Source organism: Rhodomicrobium sp. R_RK_3, from assembly GCF_002198715.1.
Taxonomy (GTDB): Bacteria; Pseudomonadota; Alphaproteobacteria; order Rhizobiales; family Rhodomicrobiaceae; genus R-RK-3.
This window is the reverse complement of record NZ_MWLK01000039.1, coordinates 17738-39234: the sequence shown is the minus strand read 5'-3', so window position 1 is coordinate 39234 and position 21497 is coordinate 17738. Positions and strand designations below refer to the sequence as shown.

The window sequence follows — 21497 nt, the reverse complement described above, 5'->3', positions numbered from 1 at the left end:
CAAGGCAGTCCTGATATAAAAAGGAATCGGCGGGATGACAAGCCCTCTGCGCAGCGTTCCGCGATTTCACAGCTTTTGTTGCATCGGATCCGCCAGGTCCTCGATCAGCACCTCGATCTTTTCGCGCCCGCCCCAAGTGTCGCGCTGCAGCCGGCCGGCAATGTGGAAGGGGCGGCCGTCGCCGCTGAGCAGCGCCTCGCCAATGGGCGTGCCGACGGCGCGGAAGGCGATGGCGCCGATGCTCGCGCCGCCGCCGGATTTCAGCGTGCAGCGCACATGAGCCTCGCCCATCAGCTTGGCGAAGCCGATACGATGCGCGGGGAAGACGAAGCGCGGCGCGGCGTGGCCGGCCCCGTAGGGACCGGCCTTCTCCAGCAGGTCGACGAATTCCGAGGTCGCGCCTTCCGGCGTCAGCGCGCCGTCGACCGAGAGGGCGGAGATGTCGCGGGCCGTCGTGACGCTTGAGGCCAGCTCGGCGATGAGGAAGGCTTCCAGCTCCTCCAGCCGGCCGCGCTCGATGGTGACGCCCGCCGCCATGGCGTGCCCGCCGCCCTTCTTGGCGAGCCCCTTGGCCAGCGCCGCGCGTACGGCGTGCCCGATATCCGCCCCGGCGATCGACCGGGCCGAGCCGGTGCCGTCGCCCGCCTCGCCGTCCCAGGCCATGACCAGGGCCGGGCGGCGGAAGCGATCCATCAGGCGGCTGGCGACGAGGCCGACCAGCCCCTTATGCCAGGCCTCGGAGCCGACCAGGATCAGCGGCAGGTCCGGGGTCGCCTCGAGCCGCGCCTCGGCCATGGCGATGGCTTCGAGGCAGCAGCGCTGCTCCATCTCCTGGCGCTCGCGGTTGAGCTGGGTCAGCGTCGCGGCAATGCGGGCGGCCTCGCCTTCATCGTCGCTGGACAGGAGGCGCGCGCCGAGCGCGGCGTCGCCGATGCGCCCGCCCGCATTGATGCGCGGCCCGAGGATATAGCCGAGGTGATAGGGCGTCGGCGCCGAATTCAGCCCGGCGGCGTCGGCGAGCGCGCGCAGGCCGACATTCTGCCGCCGATGCATGACCTTCAGCCCTTGCGCGACGAAGGCGCGGTTGATGCCGGTCAGCGGCACCACGTCGCAGACGGTCGCCAGCGCGACGATGTCGAGCAGCGCCAGCAGATCGGGCTCGGCGGCCTTGCCGTTGGCGTACCAGCCCGCCCGGCGCAGATGGCGGGTGACGGCGATCAGGAACAGGAAGGTGACGCCCGCCGCGCAGAGATGCCCCTGGGCGGAGAGATCGTCCTGGCGGTTCGGATTGATGACGGCGACGGCGGCCGGCAGCTCCTCGCCCATCTGGTGGTGATCGATGACGACGACATCGGCGCCAAGGCGGCGGGCGGCGGCGAGCGGCTCATGGCTGGTGCTGCCGCAGTCGACCGTGACGATGAGCTGCGCGCCGCGCTCGACCAGCCCCTCGATGGCGGCGACGTTCGGGCCGTAGCCTTCGAAGATGCGGTCGGGGATGTAGATGACGGCGTCGCGGCCATGCGCGCGCAGGAAGCGGCGCACCAGCGCGGCGGAGGAGGCGCCATCGACATCGTAATCGCCGAAGATGGCGATGGACTCGCCCTTCTGGATGGCGTCGGCGAAACGGGCGGCGCCGAGGTCCATATCCTGCAGCGAGGAGGGATCGGGCAGCAGGGCTTTCAGAGTCGGCGCCATCATGTCGGGGATGTTTTCGAGCGTGCCCCCGCGCGCGGCGAGGATGCGGCCGAGCAGTTCCGGCAGATCGTGATGCTGGCAGATCGCCGCCGCGAGCCGCGCCTGCTCGGCGCTCAGCCGCTCGCGCCAGACCTGGCCCTTCACCGAGCGCATGACGCCGAGGAAGACGCCCGGCTCGTTCGCCGCCGTCTGCTTGAGTGCCGTCCCTGCCAACATCGCCTACCCCCTATTAAGGAAGGTTAAGCTATCCCGATTCGATACGGAAGTGCGCGAGGCTACGGGGGCGGGTGTGGAGAGCCAGGAGCACGAACAGCCCCTCACCCGGTCGCTGACGCGCCCGCCCTCTCCCTCGAGGGGAGAGGGCACGCCGAGCAAGATGAGGCGCCGAACGTCATACGCGGCATCGCCCTCTCCCCTTGAGGGAGAGGGCTCCCGCCTAAGGTGAGGGGGCTTTTTCTGAGGGGCGATACAGGGCTGAGACGCACCGCAACCGGATACCCCACTGGGAGGCGCTGGGTGAAAGTCAGGCCTATCGGCGGCCGTCGTCCACCAGCCTCATCCCCATACCGTCGTCCCGGACGCCCGTCAGGGCGAGCCGGGACCGAATGGCCGTTCCGCAAGCACTGTGGCAAGAGGAGATGCGAGTGGGCCCCGGCTCTGACGGCCGGGGCGACGGAGGAGAGAGTTCGAACGTCGCAAAGGTCGGACGCGCCGCCGCCCGGGCTCAGCTCTCCGACAGCGGAAATTTTGCGGCGGCGCGGTGCTGGGTGCGGAGCCAGCGGACGGTCTTGGTGGCGGCGCGCATGATCACCGTATGCGTCTCGACGCGGCCGTTGGAGAATTTCACGCCGCTCAGCAGCGAGCCGTCGGTGACGCCCGTCGCGGCGAAGATGACGTCGCCGCGCGCCATCTGCTCGATGGAATATTTCGGCGTCAGGTCGGTGAGGCCCATGGCCTCGGCGCGCTTCCTCTCATCCTCGCTGAGCGGGGTCAGGCGTCCCTGCATCTGGCCGCCGATGCAGCGCAGGGCCGAGGCCGCCAAAACGCCCTCCGGCGCGCCGCCGATGCCGATATAGATGTCGGTCTCGGCCGCTTCCACGGTCTGGATGATGCCGGCGATGTCGCCGTCACCGATCAGATTGATGGCGGCGCCGGTCTGGCGCACTTCGTCGATCAGCTTGCCGTGGCGCGAGCGGTCGAGAATGCACACCGTCAGGTCGGAGATCTTGACGCCCTTGGCCTCGGCGAGGCGGCGCAAATTCTCGGTCGGGCTGCGGTCGAGATCGACGAGGCCGTCCGGATAGCCCGGGCCGATGGCGATCTTGTCCATGTAGATGTCGGGGGCGTTCAGCAGCGTGCCGCCCTCGGCCATCGCCAGCACGGCCAGCGCGTTGGGCATGGCCTTGGCGCAGAGCGTCGTACCTTCGAGCGGATCGACGGCGATGTCGACCTCCGGGCCGTTGCCGGTGCCCAGTTCCTCGCCGATATAGAGCATCGGCGCCTCGTCACGCTCGCCCTCGCCGATCACCACCTTGCCGCGAATGTTGAGCTTGTTCAACTCGCGGCGCATGGCATCGACGGCGGCGCGGTCGGCATCCGCCTCATTGCCGCGCCCGCGCAAACGCCCGGCGGCGATCGCGGCGGCCTCGGTCACGCGCGCAACTTCGATCGATAACGAGCGCTGCAGGACCGTTTTGGGTTGATCCGTCGACATAGAGCCTCCAATGAGCGGCAAGGACCAGGCGGTTATACACCATCGCAATCACGAAGGCATGACGATCCGGTCATGGCCACAAGCCTCCGCGTGGGCGAAAGTTCAGATTAGGCCATAAGCCGCAAAAACCCGATCCTCGCGGGAGCGGGGATGGCTGGCGGGTTCGCGCATCATGGCCGGTGAAGGTTACAGCCGCTCGATGCGGATCATCTGCGGTTTCTCATCGACATGGCCGTCGGCCTCGATGGCGTCGAGCGCCTGGCGGATCGCGGCTTCGGTGGTCTCGTGCGTCACGATGACCACCATCGCCTGCTTGCGGCCGCCATCCGAGGAGCCGTGCTTCTGCACGATGCTTTCGAGCGAAATGCCCTCCGCCGCCATGCGCGCGGCGATCGCGGCAAAAGCGCCGGGCCGGTCGTGGACGGAGAGGCGGATGTAATAGCCGCCCTCATGCGTCGGCATGGCGGCGCGGACATGCGGCAGCAGCCGCGCGGCGGGCGTGCCGAAGGCGGGCAAATGCGCGCCGCGCGCCAGGTCGACAATGTCGCTGACCACGGAGGACGCGGTCGGCCGGGCGCCGGCGCCGGGTCCGACCAGCATGATGTCGCCGGCGAAATCGCCGTGCAGAGCGACGCAGTTCAGCACGCCGTCGACCTGGGCGATGGCGCTGTGGATCGGCAGCAGGGTCGGGTGGACGCGCTGCTCGATGCCGCTTTCGGTGCGCAGGGCAACGCCGAGCAGCTTGATCTTGTAGCCGAGCTCGTCCGCCGCCTCGATGTCGGCGGGCGTGATCGAGGAGATGCCTTCGAGATAGATGGTGTCGAAGGACATTTCGGTGCCGAAAGCGAGGCTGGTCAGGATAGCGAGCTTATGCGCGGTGTCGTGGCCTTCGATGTCGAAGGTCGGATCGGCCTCGGCATAGCCGGCGCGCTGAGCGTCGAGCAGCACGGCCTCGAAGGCGTGGCCGTCGGTCTGCATCCGGGTCAGGATATAGTTGCAGGTGCCGTTGAGGATGCCGATGACGCGCGTGACCTGATTGCCGGTCAGACTTTCGCGCATGGTCTTGACGATCGGAATGCCGCCCGCGACCGCCGCTTCGAAATACAGCGCGGCGCGGTTCGCCTCGGCGAGTTTGGCGAGGGCGGTGCCATGCTTGGCGAGCAGCGCCTTGTTGGCCGTGACGACTGGTTTGCCCGAGGCCAGCGCCGCTTCGACGGCGGCCTTGGCGGCCCCGTCCTCGCCGCCGATCAGTTCGACGAACACGTCGATCGCGCCGCTTCTGGCCAGCGCGACCGGGTCGTCGAACCATTCGAGACCGGAGAGGTCGATGCCGCGGTCGCGCGTGCGGTCGCGGGCGCTGACGGCGCGGACTTCGACGGCCCGGCCGCAGCGCAAGGCCAACGCCTCGCCGTTCTCCGCCAGCAAGTGCAGCACACCGGCGCCGACCGTGCCGAGCCCGGCCAGACCGATCCTGAGTGGTTCCATAGCATTCCCAAGCACGACCGGGGGGCCCTCGCGGGCCGCCCCAAATTCATATCATCGAGCCTCGGTTTGGAGCCAATGCAGCGCGTTCCGGGTGAGGGTTTGGCGCCTCACCGGCAGTCCGCAACCCCTCGCCGCCGCCATGCGCGCGAGGGGAGCGGCCAGCCTACCGGCTCTGGCCCGAGGCCAACGGGATGACGTTATGCATGGTCGTCGCGGCTTCGGACAGAAATTTCTTGACGCTGCGGGCGGCCTGCCGGACGCGCTGCTCGTTTTCCACAAGCGCGATCCGGATAAAGCCCTCGCCATATTCGCCGAAACCGACGCCCGGAGAGACGGCGACGCCGGCTTTTTCCAAGAGCAGCTTGGAGAATTCCAGCGAGCCGAGCTCGCGCATCTGCGGCGGCAGCGGCGCCCAGGCGAACATCGTCGCCGGGGGCGGCGGAATGTCCCAGCCCGCCCGCGCCATGGAATCGACGAGGCAGTCGCGGCGGCGCCGATAGGTTTCGCGCATCTCGGCGACGCATTCCTGCGGTCCGTTGAGGGCGGCGGCGGCGGCGACCTGGATCGGCGTGAACGCGCCGTAATCGAGATAGGACTTGACCCGCGCCAGCGCCGCGATCAGCCGCTCATTGCCGACCGCGAAGCCCATGCGCCAGCCCGGCATCGAATAGGTCTTCGACAGCGAGGTGAACTCGACGGCGACGTCCATGGCGCCCTTCACCTGCAGGATCGAGGGCGGCGGCGGCACGTCGAAATAGATCTCGGCATAGGCGACGTCGGACAGGATGATGAGGTCGTTCTTGCGGGCGAAATCCACGACCTCCTTGTAGAAATCGAGATCGGCGACGAGCGCGGTCGGATTGGACGGGTAGCTCAGCACCAGCGCCAGGGGTTTGGGGATCGAATGGCGCACGGCGCGGTCGAGCGCGGTCATGAAATCGGCGTCGGGCGTCGCCGGCAGGCTGCGGATCGAGGCGCCCGACATGATGAAGCCGAATTCGTGGATCGGATAAGTCGGGTTCGGCGACAGAATGACGTCGCCCGGCGCGGTGATCGCCTGCGCCATATTGGCAAAGCCCTCTTTCGAGCCGAGCGTGGCGACGACCTGCGTATCCGGATTGAGTTTCACGCCGAAGCGGCGCTCGTAATAGGCCGCCTGGGCGCGGCGCAGTCCGGGAATGCCGCGCGAGGCCGAATAGCGGTGGGTGCGCGGCTTGGTGACAGTCTCCATCATCTTCTCGACGATGTGCTGGGGCGTGGGCAAATCGGGATTGCCCATGCCGAAATCGATGATGTCCTCGCCGCGATTGCGGGCCTGAGCCTTGAGCTTGTTCACCTGCTCGAAGACATAGGGCGGCAGGCGTTTGATACGATGAAAATCTTGCGTGGGGTCCGGCACAGCTTGATCCCTCCCGGGGAACTTTAGATTTGGCGCGCCGCCCACGAGAGAACCCGTGAGCGGAGCGTCAGTGGAAGCCTATATGGTCTCGCGGGCGCTGTGCTTGCCCGCACCGGCTGCCCGATTTTCGAGGCTGTTAACGCGCCTCAATCGTCTTGGCGGCCTCGGCGCCGTGCGTTCTCTGCTCGGTCGTCAAGTCCTTGATGGTCTGCTCCTGCTGCTGCGGCGTGAGCAGATTGCTGCTCGTGCCCCCGAGATCGGGAAGGCGCGGGTAGAGGCTATCCGCACAGCCCGAAAGGCCAGCGGAGCAGACAACGCATAATAGTACAATCGCCGTTTTAAAACTGCGTTGCATGTTCATTTTCCTTAGCGTTCCTGGACAGCCCAGGCCGCTTCCCCCAAATTACGCGCTGTGATTCGTTGGAACTGGGTTTTCCATATCATTTTCACCGCGAAACGGGAAGGGAACATTGGCGCTGGAGCTCGCTCCGGCCCGCCGATCAGATCCGTTGATTATCGCGGGGATTTATGTGGAGATTTAGTTCAAGACGAGAAAAGAGCAGGTCGCTGCGCCGCAGCGCGGATTTTGCCGCGCCTTGCGGCATTTCTACATCAGTGATTATGCCTATGACCCAGCGGGAGAGACAATGGCCGACGATCGAGGAGCAAAGGGCGCCGCGTCCGATATGCCCTACGCCGTGAAGGACCCGGAACAGCTCGCCCAGAATATGATGAAGCTGATGGAGGTCGGCGCCAAGGCCATGGCGCGGATGCTGGACGACAAGCGCGCGGACGGCCCGGCCGGCATCGCCAATGAGATGAGCGAGGCGGGCAATCTGATCGGCGCGGTGATGAGCGCCTGGATGGCCGAGCCGGAGAAATTCGCCGCCAAGCAAGCCAAGCTCGCCGAGAATATGGTCGAGTTGTGGGGCCGCACCCATCGCCGCTTCATGGGCGAGAAGGTCGAGCCGCTGGCCACGCCCGCGCCCGGCGACAGCCGCTTCCGCGACCCCGAATGGACCGAAAATCCCTTCTTCGATTTCTGCAAGCAGGCCTATCTGCTGAGCGTCAACTGGGCCGACGACCTGATTCGCAGCGCCGACGGCGTCGAGGAGCGTACGCGCCACCGGGCGCAGTTCTACCTGACCCAGCTCACCAGCGCGCTCTCGCCGTCGAACTTCCCCTTCACCAACCCGGAAGTGCTGCGCACGACGATGTCGTCGAACGCGGAAAACCTCGTCCGGGGCATGACGCAATTGCTGAAGGATCTGGACGAGTCGGGCGACCTGCTGAAAATCAAGCAGACCGATCTCGGCGCCTTCGCCGTCGGCAAGAATCTGGCGACGACGCCCGGCAAGGTGGTGTTCCAGAACCAGGTGATGCAGCTCATCCAATATCAACCGACGACGCCGGACGTTCACGCGCTGCCGCTGATGATCGTGCCGCCCTGGATCAACAAATTCTACATTCTCGACCTCGTGCCGCAGAAGAGCTTCATCCGCTGGCTGGTCGACCAGGGCTTCACCGTCTTCGTGGTGTCCTGGGTCAACCCGGACCAGCGGCTCGCGCACAAAACCTTCGAAGACTACATGAACGAGGGCATCCTCGAGCCGCTCTCGGTGGTGCAGCGGCTGACCGATCAGGCCAAGGTCAACGTGATGGGCTATTGCGTCGGCGGCACGCTGCTCGGCACGACGCTCTCCTACATGGCCGCGACCGGCGATGACCGCTTCAACTCGGCCTCGTTCCTGGCGGCGCAGGTCGATTTCGCCCAGGCCGGCGACCTGATGGTGTTCATCGACGACACCCAGATCAAGGCGCTGGAGGCGATGATGGCCGAGCAGGGCTATCTCGACGGCTCGCGCATGGCGGCGGTGTTCAACATGCTCCGCCCGAAGGACCTGATCTGGCCCTATGTCGTGAACAATTATCTGCTCGGCAAGCAGCCCTTTCCGTTCGACCTGCTCTACTGGAATTCCGACACCACGCGGATGACGCGGGCCAATCACAGCTTCTATCTGCGCGAGTTCTATCAGAACAACCGGCTGGCCAAGGGCGAGATGTCGATCGGCGGCGTGAAACTGGATCTGAGCAAGGTGAAGCTGCCGATTTACGAGCTGGCGGCGCGCGAGGACCATATCGCGCCGGCCAAATCGGTGTTCAACGGCGCGCGGATGTTCGGCGGCCCGGTGCGCTATGTGCTGGCCGGCTCGGGCCACATCGCCGGGGTCATCAACCCGCCGGCCGCGAAGAAATACATGCATTGGGTCCCGGGCGGCCCCGACAGCAAGGCATGGCCGACGCTGGAGGACTGGCTGGCCAGCGCCCAGGAAACCGCCGGGTCCTGGTGGCCCGATTACGGCGCGTGGCTGGCGGGCCTGTCCGGCGGCATGATCCCCGCCCGCCTTCCCGGCCACGGCATGAACCAGCCGCTGGAAGACGCGCCGGGGAGCTATGTGAAGGGGTAGGCGCGATCAGTTCAGACCGAAATCCCCGCGAAGGCGGGGATCCAGTATTCACAAACTCGCAACTGGCATTCGGCCCAACCGCTTACGCTGCGGCGTACTGGATCCCCGCCTTTGCGGGGATTTCGTTGGGGAGGATGCGCCACTCATCCGACCCACTCTACTTCGGAAAATCCCCTGAGCGGTCTTCGATGCTTTGCACGCGCTCGCGGTCCAGCGGGAAGCTGGACATTGTCGCCGCCGTGAAATCGAGCTTGCCAAGATCCACGCTGCGCATGCGCCGGTCGTACTTGGTCCAGTAATAATAGACCTTGTGGCGCGTATCGGCGATGACGGACCACTGGGTGTATTCGTCCGCGCTGCCGCCTTCGCGGACGAGGCCCTCGGGAATGTCGAAATTGTTCAGCATCGCCGAGGCCGCGTCGACCGCCGCCGCCGCGTCCTTGACCGGGGCCATCGCATGGACGAAGGCCACCGCGCGGACGAAGCGGGATGGCGGCGTGAAGTCGCCCGGCAGCCCGAGCATGCCGCTGCCGGCGCCGAAGGGCGCCATCGACACGCCGTCGATCGCCTCGGGAGGGGCGCCCATCGGCCGCAGATTGGTGTAATTGCGCAAATTGAGCAGATGCCAGTCGTAATTGGGGGCGTTGGTCATCACGCCGATCCGGTTGTCATGGATCGCCAGCGTGCCCTTGGTGTATTCGATGACGATGGAGGCGCCCGTCGCGTCGCTGACGACGTGATGCAGCGGAATCGGGCCGCCGAACTGCTTTTCGATCTCGGCATTGCGCACGACGCGCAAGCCCGGCATCGCCTGCCGGACTTCCTCGACAGTTTTGAAATTGCCGAGCACATAATTGACGAGGTCGATGCTGGTGATGGTCGCCGATTGCTGATCGGCGCTCGGCTGCTGGAACTCGGCAAAACCGGGGAAGAACAGCGCGCCGATGGTCAGCCCCTGCTCGTTCATGCCGTCGGTGCCGTAATTGAGGCCGCCCGCATTGATGCCGACAAAGCCGTAAACGGTCTTCCAGGCCCGTCCGGAGGCACCGTCGCCGAGCTGCGCCGTGAATTCCGTGCCCCGGGGCACCAGCATCAGCTCGGATTTGAAATCGGTCGCGCCCCATTCCATCGTGCGGGCATAGATGCCGGTTCCGTCCTGCGCCCGGAACACCATCGAGGTGCAGGCAACGGCCGGCAGCGCGCCCAGGCACAGCACCGAACCGGCGAACAAGGACGCGACGATCGAGGGACAGGGCATCGTGTTGGCTCCCATGGCGCAGGGCGCGGCACCGCGCCGGCCGCGATCCATGCGAGCCTAACCCCGCATTGGTTAAGCCAGGGGTGCTCCGGTCCGAAGCATTTTCCGGGAAATTGGGGGGCCCCTTGCCGCCGCTTATTTCTTCTCGAGGAACGCCTTGATCCTGTCGGTCAGGTCTTCCGCCGCCTGATCGCGGAAGAAATGGTCCGCGCCAGGGATCTCCACGAGGGTGAAGGTCGTCGGGCCGGGGATGCCCTGGATCGCCGGAACCAGCTCGGAGGCGAGCGGGTCCTGGTCGCCGACGACGACCAGCGTCGGCAGCTTGATATGGGGCAGCAGGCTCGGCGTGTAGAGATTCTGGTTGGAGCCGTAATAGTTCACGAACGCCCCCGCCGTCACCTTGGCCCGGTCGCAAACCAGGAACGGCACGTCGAGCATCAGCGTGGTGAACTGATCCTCGGCGACCAGCTTTTCCGCCTGGGCCAGAATCGGCGGCAGCGGCTGCTTGAAGCGCTGGTCGTATTCGGCCTCGAGGCTGGTCGGCGTGTCGGCGAGCGGCGCGATCAGGATCAGCCGCTTCACCACCTTGTCCGGGTCCTTGGCCGCATAGATCGCGGCCTGGGTGCCGCCGCGCGCATGGCCGGCGACCGTCACGCTGCTGGCGCCCTGCTCCTTCAGCCAATTGATCCAGCCGGCGATTTCGACGGCCGCATCCTCATTGCGGTGGTCCTGCTCGATCGAGCAGTCGAACAGGCCGCGCCGCGCATTCAGGCCGAGCCCCAGGGTGATCGCCAGCGAGTTGATGCCGCGCTCGCGCAGCAATTCCTGCATCGCCGACATGATCTCCATGCGGTGATGCGACAGCGTGTCATGCACGAGCAGCACGACGCCGTCGGATTTGAGCGTCTTGCCCGGCGCCAACTCGAGATTGCCGAGGACGTCGAGGCCCTGATTCTCGATCGTCACCTCATTCGCGGCGGACGGCGCCGCCGTCAGCAGCGCGCATACGAGGAGCACGCAAAGCCGCAGCATGTACCCACCTCTCCAGACCGCCGAAAGCTTCATGCGCTCGCACCCTGCCGAACTGCAATATCGTGACGTCCCGGCACCATAAACCACACTATGGCGTAAATAGGCCATCCCGGCATGATGGCGCCGGAGGGGAAACGCTTTTGCGTTAAACACGATGCCGGGCGGAAGTGCCATAGCGCCTTCGGACGCGGGGCCTTGGCGGCATCAGGGACGCTTGCCGCCCCGGCGCAGTTTCCTGCGCCGGATCGCCATGATGTTGAAGACCTCCGTCGCCGCCGCGAAGGCCATCGCCGAGTAGATGTAGCTGCGCGGGATGTGGAAGCCGAAGCCGTCCGCCACCAGCGCCATGCCGACCAGCATCAGGAAGGTCAGCGCCAGCATCTTGGTCGTCGGATGGCGCTCGATGAAGGCGGCGACCGTTTCGGCCGCCACATACATGACGCCGATGGCGAGGATGACGGCGGCGATCATGACCTCCACCCGCTCGGCCATGCCGACGGCGGTGATGATCGAATCGATCGAGAAGATGGCGTCGATGACGACGATCTGGGCGATGACGGCGCTGAAGGCGGCGGCGACCGGCGCCTTGCCCTTCTCCTCATGCTCGTCCTCGCCTTCGATCTCGGCATGGACCTCCTGCGTCGCCTTGACGATCAGGAACAGGCCGCCGGCGATCAGGATCAGGTCGCGGACGGAGAAATCCTGGCCGAACACCTCGAAGAGCGGCCGGGTCATGCCGATGATCCAGAAGATCGACAGCAGCAGGACGATGCGGAAGACCAGCGCCAGGGCGAGGCCGATCTGGCGGGCGCGCTTGGCCTGATCGGGGGGCAGCTTCTCGGTGATGATCGAGAGGAAAATCACATTGTCGATGCCGAGCACGATTTCGAGCGCGCTCAAGGCGACGAAACTCGCCCAGACATTCGGATCGGTCAATAATTCCACGGCTTTTTCCCCTCGTCGCATCTTCGAGGTTTCGCTTAGCGCAGTTGGCGGATGTAGTACAAGGCCAATTACGGAAAGCCGGGCTTCGCTTTAGCAGGGGATGAGGAAAAGTGGACGCCGGTTTGGCTCGTCAGCCCACGGCGCCCGGCCGCGTGAAAAGGCTGCGGGCGATGCCGACGCCGAGGATATAGAGGCTCGACAGGCCGACGACGATCTGCTCGGTGCGCGAGGCCGGGAAACCATGGGCGAGCGTCGCGGCGATGGCGACACCCCAGGCGCCCATGACGCAGAAGGTCAGCGGCCGCAGCTTCACGACGCGGACCGGATGCACCCATTTGATCGGGAAGAAGGTCAGGATGGCGGGCAGCACGATGGCGGCGAAGGCAAGCTCGGCGGGCATCGGGAAGACGAAGAGATAGAGGGCGACGACGTTCCAGATGGCGGGGAAGCCGACGAAGAAGCCGTCTTCGGTCTTGCTCTCGCGGTCGATGAAGTGGAAGAGCGAGCTCATCAGGATGATGCCAGCCGCCACCAGATCGAGCCCGTCGGGCATGAGCCCGGCCGCATAGATCATGAAGGCCGGCACCACGACATAGGTGAAATAGTCGATGATGAGGTCGAGCCGTTCGCCGGAGAAGCGCGGCAGCACTTTCGAGACCCGCAGCCAGCGCGCCAGCGGTCCGTCCACCCCGTCGACGATCAGCGCGACGCCGAGCCAGCAGAATGCGGCCTCCCAGCGGTGCGCGGCGGCTTCGATCAGGGCAAGAAAGCCGAGCACGGCGCCGATTGACGTAAAAACGTGAACGCCGACGGCGGAGAGTCGCCTGAGCATAAATTTCCGCGACCTCGTAAACAGCGAAATGGCGGCTCATGGCCGCCACTCATACGTTGGAGAAGGATGGTTCCGCCTCAGAAGCGATGTTTGATCGTGCCTTTGATTAGCACATCGTCATTCTTCTCGTCCTCGGGCTTTTCGGCCGCAGGGCTGTTGCCCGCGCCGTAAAGCAGCTCGAGACCGAAATCCAGCTTCGGCAGCGTGCCCACCGATCCGACGCCGGGAATGGTCAGCTCGGTGCCGCCAGCCTGGCTGGTCGCCGGCGAGGACAGCGCCATGCCGTTGCCGTCCTCCGGCTTGCCGATTTGGAGCTGCGCGGGCGCACCTTCCGGCGCCACCCCCTGCCCGGGAGGCGGCGGGACTTTCGTCTCCGTGAAGGCGTGTGCGCCGCTCGCCTGCCCCAGGACGATCGCCAAGGTCAGTGCGCAGCTTGCCGCCAGAATTTTGAGAGGACGTCTTGCCATCTCACCCGCTCCAGAATCTCTATGTCCTAAAATGGCTGCTGGGCCGTGCCATTGCAAGTTTGTCGTATCGCACCTTAAGACATTGAAAACAAACGACTTTTAGCGCCGATTTCGCAGGCCTGTGATGCATGTGCAACAGAGTTGGCCGGCAGGTGCCATATTTTGGCCCAAAAGCACCTTCGCTTTTCCCATAATCACCGCAAAATGCCAAAAAACCCTGCGAATGAGCGGCCGATTGAGGCGAAAATACCGCTATATCGGTGGATAATCGGTGTAAAACGGGGCCAGGCCCCCGCCACAATCTCGCCATGGACGGGGCAGGCCGCGCCGTAATGCGGCGGTGTCCCATGCCAAAATCGGGACTAGGGGAAATAACTGATGATCGAATCGCGCGGCTAATGGCGATTCTCCCCCTCTCGCGCGATCGGAATCCCCCCGCTAGCGCCCGCCGGGCGCCGAAACCGGCTCGCCGTCGCGCGCCAGGAGCGCCAGCGGCGTCATCGGCTGCCCGGCCTCGCAGGTCGGTCCGCCGTCGGCCGCCGCCGGCAGAGCCGCGGTTGCCTCCGCCGCCCTCGCCGCGGCCTGCTGCACGGCGGCAACCGGGATTACGGCGGCGCCCGCCGGCAATGCGGCGAGCTGCTCGACCACGCCCGGGTCTTGCAGCGCCTGATCCATCTTCATCTCGCAATCGAGCTTGAAGGGGCCGCGCCGCCGTCCGTGGATGCCGAGCTTGCGGCGCTCGGCGGGATCCATCTCCGTCCATTGCCGCTCCGGGCCGCTATCCACATGCACGAAGCGCGGTCCCGAAAACGGATAATAGCCGACGCCGCCGACGCCGGCCTTGGCCGCCGCCTCGCGCAGCTTGTCCGGCTTCAGCCCCGGCACGAACACATCCGCCGCCCGGCCGAGCATATGCTGGCTGTTGGGATCGACATTGCGGCCGGCGGCGAGCAGCGAGGCGTTATAGCCCTCCGAACGGTAGGCCGAGATCACCCGGATGGTGCGGTGATCGCCGATCGCCTGCTGCAGCGCGTAGAGCCGGTCGATCAGCTTGGGGTCCATGGCGATGGTCTTGTTGCAGCGCCAGTCGCGCAGCAAATGGCTGATGCTCTCCATGGCGGCCGGCTGGTAGTCGTCGCCGATGCGGTAGAGCACCTCGATCTCCTCGCCGGTCCAGTGATGTTTCAGGCGCAGATGGCGCTCGACCGGCTTGGGGTTCGGCATGCTGGCGGCGGCCTCCGCCGCCGGCGATGGGGGGGACGGATTTTCCACCCCGGCATCCGCCGGCTGACAGGCGGCAAAAGCAGCGGAAACGAAAAGCGCACGCGTGGAAAAGGTGAGAAAGCGAGACGAAGCCATGTGCCCCCATGCCCTAGCCAAGCTCACTCTTATGCACAGCTTTGGCGCGAGCGGCAACCCAAGCCGCGCCTCGGGCGAAGGCGGAACACACGGTTATGATCGCGGCCCGGCCACTTCCCCCGCGATCCAGCGCAGGAAATCCGCCCCGCCGCCGGCGACGGGAAGCAGCAGCCGGGCGGGCGTTTCGTAAGGGTGCAGCCGCTTGATTTCGGCCAGCGCCTCGGCCGCGCGGCCTTGCGTGGTCTTGACGATCATGCCGGTTTCCGCCGCTTCTTCGAGCCGATCCTGCCAGCGAAAGATCGCAATTACGCCGGGAAGAAGGTTTACACAGGCTGCAAGGCGCGCTTCGACCAGCGCGCGTCCCACCGATTTCGCATCGGCCTCGGACGGAAAGGTGGTGTAAATCAATAGAGCTGCAGTATCATCCGCTGTTTGCGGGACCACGCTTTCGGCGCCTATGGGGCGCGAAGCGGCTTTATCGTCGTCCGTATCACTCATTCCGATAGCTCCATGACCCAAACACTCGAGAGCCCAGTCGAGACCATCGCTTTCGTTTCCAGCGGCACGCCGGAAGCCGATCAGGCGCTCGCCCGCCTGTCCGCCCGCTACGGCAATGTCACGCCTGAAAATGCCGACGCGATCGTCGCGCTCGGCGGCGACGGCCTGATGCTGCAGACGCTGCACCGCTTCATGGACGCCCATATTCCGATCTACGGCATGAACCGGGGCTCGGTCGGCTTTCTCATGAACGAATATCGCGAAGACGAGTTGCGTGAAAGGCTCTCGGTCGCGAAGCTGAACATGATTTATCCGCTCAGGATGCGCGCGACGCTTCCCGACGGCACGCCCGGCAAGGCGCTCGCCATCAACGAAGTGTCGCTGTTCCGGCTCAGCCATCAGGCGGCGCGGCTGCGCGTCAGCGTCGATGGCGAGGTGCGGCTCGAGGAGCTGATCTGCGACGGCGTGCTGGTCGCGACGCCCGCCGGCAGCACCGCCTATAATCTGTCGGTGCATGGGCCGATCCTGCCGATCAACGCCTCGCTGCTGGCGCTGACGCCGATCAGCCCGTTCCGCCCCCGCCGATGGCGCGGCGCGCTGCTGCCGAGTTCGGCCAAGGTGACCATCGAAGTGCTGGAGCCGCATAAGCGGCCGATGAGCGCCGTCGCCGATCACAAGGAATTCCGCAATGTGCTGAAGGTCGAGATCGCCGAGGAGCGCGGCATCGGCCTTCGTCTGCTGTTCGACCCCGGCCATGAGCTGGACGACCGCAGCTTGGCCGAGCAGTTCCGCTATTGACGAGGCGAGCGCGATGAAGGGGCTTTATTTCGAGGAGTTCGAGGACGGTCTGGTGATCGAGCATCCGATCCGCCGCACCGTCACCGAGATGGACAACACCTTGTTTTCCTGCCTCACCCACAATCCCCAGCCCCTGCATATCGACCGGCATTTCTGCGAGACCGAGACCGAATTCGGCCGCCCGCTGATGAACAGCTTTTTCACTCTCGGCCTGATGGTCGGCATCTCCGTGAACGACACGACGCTCGGCACCACCATCGCCAATCTGGGCATGACGGATGTGAAATTCCCACATCCCCTGTTCAATGGCGACACGGTGCATGTGCGCACGACCGTGGTCGGCAAGCGCGAGAGCCGGTCAAGGCCGGATGCCGGCATCGTCGAATTGCGGCATGAGGCGTTCAATCAGGAGGACCGGCTGGTCGCCGTCTGCACAAGGCAGGCCTTCATGCGCAAGCGTCCGGCGGCGTGATGGACGGGCCATCGCCACGCTCCTACCTTTTCGTCCCGGCGATCGACGGGCGCAAGCTCGACAAGGCGCTCGACAGCGGCGCCGATTGCCTGCTGATCGACCTGGAAGATTCGGTCGCGGCGGGCGCCAAGGCCGAGGCGCGGGAGACGGCGCGGCAGTTTCTTGCGGCGCATGTCGGTGATGGCGAGCGGCCCCGGCTCTATGTTCGCGTCAACGATCTCGGCACCGGGCTGACGGCCGACGATCTGGCGGCGGTGCTGCCGCTGGCGGAAGGCATCATGCTGCCCAAAGCCAATTCCGGCGCCGATGTTCAGACCCTGGCGTCAATGATCGAGGCCGCGGGAGGGCGGGACGCTGACGACATCGGCATCATCGCCATCGCGACGGAAACGCCGCTGGCGCTGTTGCAAATGTCGAGTTTCGTCGATGCGCATCCGCGACTCGAGGGGCTGACCTGGGGCGCCGAAGATCTCGGCACCGCCATCGGCGCGAGTTCGGCGCGGGATGCGTCGGGCGCTTTCACCGGGCCGTTCGCGCTTGCCCGCAATCTCGCCCTGATCGCGGCGCACGCGGCAGGCGTCCAGGCTATCGACAGCATCTACGCCGATTTTCGCGACGAGGCAGGTCTTGCCCGCGAAGCCGCCGATGCCGCGCGTGATGGCTTCTCCGCAAAGATGGCGATCCATCCCGGCCAGATCGCCGCCATCAACGCTGCCTTCGCTCCGAGCCCCGAAGCCATCGCCGAGGCCAGCGCCATCGTCGCCGCCTTCGACGCCAATCCTGGCGCGGGCGTCGTCGGCCTCGACGGCCGCATGGTCGACCGGCCGCATCTGCTGCGCGCACAGAAGGTGCTTGCGCGGCTCCGTTAGTGCCAGCCGCGCTGTTCTAAGCAACCTGCCGTAGAAAGTTGGTCGTCCGCCTGAATACACCGACGCATCAGCCTCGGATTCGGTACCGAGCACTGCTCGTCCGCCGTCAGGCAAATACAGAACGCTGCAATTAAACTCAAATCATTGCGATCTAAACACGATCCGCCCTCGGAAATATGCGCGGCGCGCATGAATATGCCTGCGAAGAGTGCACTCCTCCCACCTCGGCAGGCTGGCTATCGTTTTTTATCTCGAAGATGAGCGGCGGCATTTTCGGCCATCGGGGCCTGCCGTCTTGGGAGGAGACTGCGATGAAAATTTTGATGATTCGTCCCCGCACCTTGCTTGCGGCCATGCTGCTCGCGGCGCCCGCTTTGCTGGTCGGCCACGCGGCCAGTGCCGAAGACTCGACGCTGAAGATCACTATCAAGGATCACAAGTTCAGCCCCGACGAAATCCGCGTCCAGGCGGGCAAGGCCGTGGTGCTGCAGATCAAGAATGAGGATTCGACCGCCGAAGAGTTCGAATCGCACGAGCTGAAGGTGGAAAAAGTCATCGCCGGCGGCAAGGAAGGCACCGTGCGCCTGAAGCCGCTGAAGGCCGGGCGCTATCCCTTCGTCGGCGAATATCATGAGAGCACCGCCAAGGGCGTCGTCATCGCCGAATAATCGAGGCCGCCGATGCTCGCGACTCTGCTGATCGTTTTCCGCGAAGTGCTGGAGGCCGGCCTGATCGTGGGCATCGTGCTTGCGGCGACCAAGGGGCTGCCGCAGCGCGGCTTCTGGGTTGCCGCCGGCATCGCCGCCGGGCTGGCCGGCGCCGCCATCGTCGCCGCTTTCGCCGGTGAGATCGCCGATCTCTTCGCCGGGACGGGCCAAGAGCTGTTCAACGCCGCCATCCTGCTGGTCGCGGTCGTCATGCTGACTTGGCACAATGCCTGGATGGCCGCGCATGGCCGCGAGCTTGCGGCGGAAATGCGCAAGGTCGGGACGGATGTGGCATCGGGCGAGCGTCCGCTGACGGCGCTGGCGGTGGTGGTCGGGGTCGCGGTGCTGCGCGAAGGCTCGGAGGTGGTACTGTTCCTCTACGGCGTCGCCGCGTCGGGCGACAACAGCGCCGCCGGAATGCTGGCGGCCGGCGCCCTCGGCATCGCCGCCGGGGCGGCGGTCTCCGCCCTGCTCTATTTCGGCCTGCTGGCGATCCCCTTGCGCTATCTGTTCGGCGTCACCTCGGCGCTGATCATCTTTCTCGCCGCCGGCCTTGCCTCGCAGGCGGTCGCCTTCCTGCAGCAGGCGGGCTATTTCGAATGGCTCGGCGAGACGGTCTGGGACAGTTCGTGGCTGCTCTCCGCCGACAGCCTGATCGGACGGCTGCTGCACACCTTCATCGGCTATACGGACCGGCCGAATCAAGCCCAGGTCCTCGCCTACGCCGCGACGGTGCTGGCCATGATCGCGCTGATGCGGCTCGCCAGATCGCAAGATCCCGGTCACCGCGTCCCGGCGAGCTGACGCGTTGTCAGGTCAGCGGCGCCGCAATGCTCGGCCCGCGAATACGCCGCAGCCGAGCCCTCTCCCCGTGGGAGAGGGCGGCACGCGCCGGCGTGCCGGGTGAGGGGGTAATGCCTCTCCGTGTGGCGATGTCCTGCCCTACCGATAGGGATTACCCCCTCACCCCCAACCCTCTCCCTTTGAAGACCTTTGCAAAACTTCGATTCCTTCGCCCGGCCGTTAGAGCCGGGGCCCACTCGCCTCTCCACTTGCCGCAGCAATAGCGGAAATATGATTGGGTCCCGGCTCGGCCTGACGGCCGTCCGGGACGACGGGGAGAGGACCTTCGATACGCAAAGGTCTCCCTTGGGAGAGGGCTGCGGATCGGTTACGGGGGACAGCTTTGGGAGGTCAAGATTTAAGCTCCGGACGGTGCGTCCGGAAAGCTGGTGATGGCAGCGAGGTCCGGGCGCTCGCGGTCGGTCGGGGTCTCGCGGGCCGTGCCGATATAGATGAAGCCGGCGAAGCGCTCGGCGTCGGTCAGGCCGAAGGCCGATTTCACCGCCGCATCATAGCCGTACCATTCGGTCACCCATTGCGCGCCGAACCCCATGGCGGCGCTGGCATGCAGCAGGTTCAGCCCGACCGCCCCCGCCGACAGCACCTGCTCCCATTCGGGGGCCGCCGGATGCGGCTTCGGCGAGGAAACCAGCGCCACGACGACGGGCGCGCGCAAAAACCGCGTGCGCTCCAGTTCCAGCCGCGTTTGCGACGCCTCGGGCTCATTTGCCGCGCAGATCGCGGCCAGCCTTGCCCCGAACGCCGCCCGCGCCGCGCCTTCCAACACGATAAAACGCCACGGCGCCAATTTCTTATGGTCCGGCACGCGGGCGGCGATGGTCAGCATCGCCTCCAGCGCCGGGCGGTCCGGGCCGGGCTCGACCAGCGCTCCGGCCGAAACCGAGCGCCGGCCGCGCAGATGCCGCAGCAGCTCTTCATGCACCATATCCGTGGCATCCCGCTCATTCGTTGTCGAAATCTTCGTCGCTGCCGTCATAATTGCAAACTTCCAGGCTAATGTCCTTTGCTCCCGCATAGCTCATCACACGGCACTGGACAAGCAAGAGAAAGCTGTGAAAGGTGGGACGCAAAGATTCCGCTCCCGACTGGACCCATGCGCTTTATTCGAAGAGCTTTCGCGTTCGCAACGGCTGTTCTTGGCCTAAGCTTCGGCTTGCTGGGCTTGGGCCCGGCCCCTGCGCGCGCGGCCTCGCTCTCGACCGCCGCCGCAGCAACTTACGATAGCATACAGTCGATTGATGCGCATCGAGTACAGCCTATCGGGCACCGCCGTCACGCGCAGGTGGTCGATGACGACGACGACGAGCTTCCGCCGCCGCCGGAGAAAGGCTCCCAGCGCGGCAATATCGTCACCTTGCGCGCCGTGCTGGCGCATGGATCGCCGCCGATCGCCGAGGGTTTGTCCTGGCGCGTCCTGAAGCTCGGCGCCGGCACCACCGACAGGGAGCTGGTCTGGAGTGGCGGCGGCGGGGAGCCGCAGATGCGGCTCAAGCCGGGACGCTATTATATCGAGGCGAGCTGGGGGCTGGCGAAGGGCGGCCAAGAGGTCGAGATCGCCGCCAATCAGAGCACCGAGCCGACCATCTCGCTGAATGCCGGCACGCTGCTGGTCGACGGCGTCGCCGTGAAGGGCGGACCGCATCTCGACGAGATGTTCTTCGTGCTGCGCCGGGCCGGCGCCGCCAGCGGCGACGCATCGGCGGAAATCGGTCGGTCGAGCCTGTCCGAGGCGGTGTTCCACGTCCCGGCGGGCGATTACGTGCTCTCGGCGAAGCGCGGCTTTGCCACAGTCGAAGTGCCCGTCACCGTCACCGCCGGCCAGGAAAGCCGCGCCGAGGCCATCCTCAACAGCGGCACGCTCGCCTTGACCGCCCGGGCCAAGGACGGCAGCCCGGTGCTGAGCGGGGCGACCTTCCTGGTGTTCGAGAATGGCGAGGTCGGCCGGCGCCAGGAAATCTCGCGCTCTTATCTCGACGAGCCCAAATTCAGCCTTCCGGCCGGCCGCTACCGGGTCGCCGCGGTGCTCGGCATGGCGCGCGTCGAGGAGGAGGTCGCCGTCCGGGCGGCGGAGACCACGACGAAGGACCTGATTCTCAATGCCGGCGGCGTGCGCCTCGCCTCGGTGATGGCGGGCAACAACAAGCCGCTCGATCAGAACCTGCTCTACCGGGTCTACAGCCTGAACGGCCCCGACGGCGCCGCCAGCCAGGAGGTGCTGACCTCGACCCAGCCCTCGCCGACCATCTTCCTTCCCGCCGGGCGCTACCGCATCGAGAGCCAGTATGGCTGGCACAATGCCCGCCAGGCGCGCGAGATCGACGTCGCTGCCGGCGACGTGCTGGACGTCGCCTTCGAGCACAAGGCGAGCGAGGTGAAGCTGCGGCTGGTGCCGGGCCCGGGGGGCACGGCGATGGAAAAGGTGAAATGGACGCTGAAATATAATGGCGGCGGCACGGTGCTGATTTCGCAGGATGCCACGCCCTCGCTCATTCTCCAGGCCGGCCACTATCAAGCCATGGCGCAGCACGACGCCAAGACCTATACCCAGACCTTCGAGGCGGCTTCCAACCAGGAGCAGATCATCGAGCTGATCGCCCAATAGGGGCGCCTAATTTCCGCTACAACTCGGGGGGAT

20 protein-coding genes are annotated in these 21497 nt (G+C 65.8%); 7 read left to right on the top strand and 13 right to left on the bottom strand.

Annotation, left to right across the window (positions count from 1 at the left end):
- Nucleotides 1–66 precede the first annotated feature (66 nt).
- The 5 genes from recJ to BLEFHOIH_RS25270 all read right to left on the bottom strand — a co-directional run bounded on the left by recJ (nt 67) and on the right by BLEFHOIH_RS25270 (nt 6648).
- Nucleotides 67–1911, bottom strand: a complete 1845-nt coding sequence (gene recJ, locus BLEFHOIH_RS25290; RefSeq protein WP_088348845.1) for a single-stranded-DNA-specific exonuclease RecJ — start codon at nt 1909–1911, stop codon at nt 67–69.
- A gap of 508 nt (nt 1912–2419) precedes the next feature.
- Nucleotides 2420–3409 carry a class II fructose-bisphosphatase gene (gene glpX / locus BLEFHOIH_RS25285; protein WP_088348844.1) on the bottom strand — a complete coding sequence of 330 codons (990 nt, stop codon included), beginning with the start codon at nt 3407–3409 and terminating at the stop codon, nt 2420–2422.
- A gap of 186 nt (nt 3410–3595) precedes the next feature.
- Nucleotides 3596–4894, bottom strand: a complete 1299-nt coding sequence (locus BLEFHOIH_RS25280; protein ID WP_088348843.1) for a homoserine dehydrogenase — start codon at nt 4892–4894, stop codon at nt 3596–3598.
- A 163-nt stretch (nt 4895–5057) separates the two neighbouring features.
- Nucleotides 5058–6293, bottom strand: a complete 1236-nt coding sequence (locus BLEFHOIH_RS25275; protein ID WP_088348842.1) for an LL-diaminopimelate aminotransferase — start codon at nt 6291–6293, stop codon at nt 5058–5060.
- 136 nt (nt 6294–6429) lie between these two features.
- Complete coding sequence (locus BLEFHOIH_RS25270) at nt 6430–6648, bottom strand: hypothetical protein (RefSeq protein WP_088348841.1); 219 nt, start codon at nt 6646–6648, stop codon at nt 6430–6432.
- Between the two features lie 292 nt (nt 6649–6940).
- Here BLEFHOIH_RS25270 and phaC point away from each other — a divergent pair, with 292 nt between their 5' ends.
- Nucleotides 6941–8761 (top strand): class I poly(R)-hydroxyalkanoic acid synthase, encoded by a 1821-nt coding sequence (phaC, locus tag BLEFHOIH_RS25265; protein ID WP_245297191.1) that lies wholly within the window; start codon nt 6941–6943, stop codon nt 8759–8761.
- Between the two features lie 157 nt (nt 8762–8918).
- Here phaC and BLEFHOIH_RS25260 read toward each other — a convergent pair whose 3' ends face one another.
- From BLEFHOIH_RS25260 to cutA, 7 genes are all read right to left on the bottom strand, one after another.
- Nucleotides 8919–10019: a choloylglycine hydrolase family protein gene (locus BLEFHOIH_RS25260; RefSeq protein ID WP_170937377.1), complete on the bottom strand. Its 1101-nt coding sequence runs from the start codon at nt 10017–10019 to the stop codon at nt 8919–8921.
- A 135-nt stretch (nt 10020–10154) separates the two neighbouring features.
- Nucleotides 10155–11051, bottom strand: a complete 897-nt coding sequence (locus BLEFHOIH_RS25255; protein WP_170937376.1) for an alpha/beta hydrolase — start codon at nt 11049–11051, stop codon at nt 10155–10157.
- Between the two features lie 204 nt (nt 11052–11255).
- Nucleotides 11256–11996 (bottom strand): TerC family protein, encoded by a 741-nt coding sequence (locus BLEFHOIH_RS25250; RefSeq protein WP_245297190.1) that lies wholly within the window; start codon nt 11994–11996, stop codon nt 11256–11258.
- A gap of 130 nt (nt 11997–12126) precedes the next feature.
- Nucleotides 12127–12828, bottom strand: a complete 702-nt coding sequence (locus BLEFHOIH_RS25245; RefSeq protein WP_088348837.1) for a CDP-alcohol phosphatidyltransferase family protein — start codon at nt 12826–12828, stop codon at nt 12127–12129.
- Nucleotides 12829–12905: 77 nt separating this feature from the next.
- A complete protein-coding gene (locus BLEFHOIH_RS25240) occupies nt 12906–13295 on the bottom strand; it encodes a hypothetical protein (protein WP_125461889.1) in 390 nt (129 codons plus the stop codon).
- 438 nt (nt 13296–13733) lie between these two features.
- Entirely contained in the window at nt 13734–14567 is an 834-nt protein-coding gene (locus BLEFHOIH_RS25235; RefSeq protein ID WP_170937375.1) for a DUF882 domain-containing protein, read from the bottom strand.
- A gap of 180 nt (nt 14568–14747) precedes the next feature.
- Nucleotides 14748–15152: a divalent-cation tolerance protein CutA gene (gene cutA / locus BLEFHOIH_RS25230; protein WP_088348834.1), complete on the bottom strand. Its 405-nt coding sequence runs from the start codon at nt 15150–15152 to the stop codon at nt 14748–14750.
- Between the two features lie 12 nt (nt 15153–15164).
- Here cutA and BLEFHOIH_RS25225 point away from each other — a divergent pair, with 12 nt between their 5' ends.
- The 5 genes from BLEFHOIH_RS25225 to BLEFHOIH_RS25205 all read left to right on the top strand — a co-directional run bounded on the left by BLEFHOIH_RS25225 (nt 15165) and on the right by BLEFHOIH_RS25205 (nt 18802).
- On the top strand, nt 15165–15950 hold the full coding sequence (locus BLEFHOIH_RS25225; protein ID WP_088348833.1) for an NAD kinase: 786 nt from the start codon (nt 15165–15167) through the stop codon (nt 15948–15950).
- Between the two features lie 13 nt (nt 15951–15963).
- Complete coding sequence (locus tag BLEFHOIH_RS25220; RefSeq protein WP_088348832.1) at nt 15964–16422, top strand: MaoC family dehydratase; 459 nt, start codon at nt 15964–15966, stop codon at nt 16420–16422.
- A complete protein-coding gene (locus BLEFHOIH_RS25215) occupies nt 16422–17291 on the top strand; it encodes a CoA ester lyase (RefSeq protein ID WP_088348831.1) in 870 nt (289 codons plus the stop codon). Before BLEFHOIH_RS25220 ends, BLEFHOIH_RS25215 begins: the two co-directional genes overlap by 1 nt.
- 311 nt (nt 17292–17602) lie before the next feature.
- Complete coding sequence (locus tag BLEFHOIH_RS25210; protein ID WP_245297189.1) at nt 17603–17959, top strand: cupredoxin domain-containing protein; 357 nt, start codon at nt 17603–17605, stop codon at nt 17957–17959.
- A gap of 12 nt (nt 17960–17971) precedes the next feature.
- On the top strand, nt 17972–18802 hold the full coding sequence (locus BLEFHOIH_RS25205; protein WP_088348830.1) for an FTR1 family protein: 831 nt from the start codon (nt 17972–17974) through the stop codon (nt 18800–18802).
- A gap of 397 nt (nt 18803–19199) precedes the next feature.
- Here BLEFHOIH_RS25205 and BLEFHOIH_RS25200 read toward each other — a convergent pair whose 3' ends face one another.
- On the bottom strand, nt 19200–19838 hold the full coding sequence (locus BLEFHOIH_RS25200) for a nitroreductase (RefSeq protein ID WP_245297188.1): 639 nt from the start codon (nt 19836–19838) through the stop codon (nt 19200–19202).
- Nucleotides 19839–20144: 306 nt separating this feature from the next.
- Between BLEFHOIH_RS25200 and BLEFHOIH_RS25195 the strand changes: the two genes are divergently transcribed.
- A complete protein-coding gene (locus tag BLEFHOIH_RS25195) occupies nt 20145–21464 on the top strand; it encodes a hypothetical protein (RefSeq protein ID WP_088348828.1) in 1320 nt (439 codons plus the stop codon).
- Nucleotides 21465–21497 lie beyond the last annotated feature (33 nt).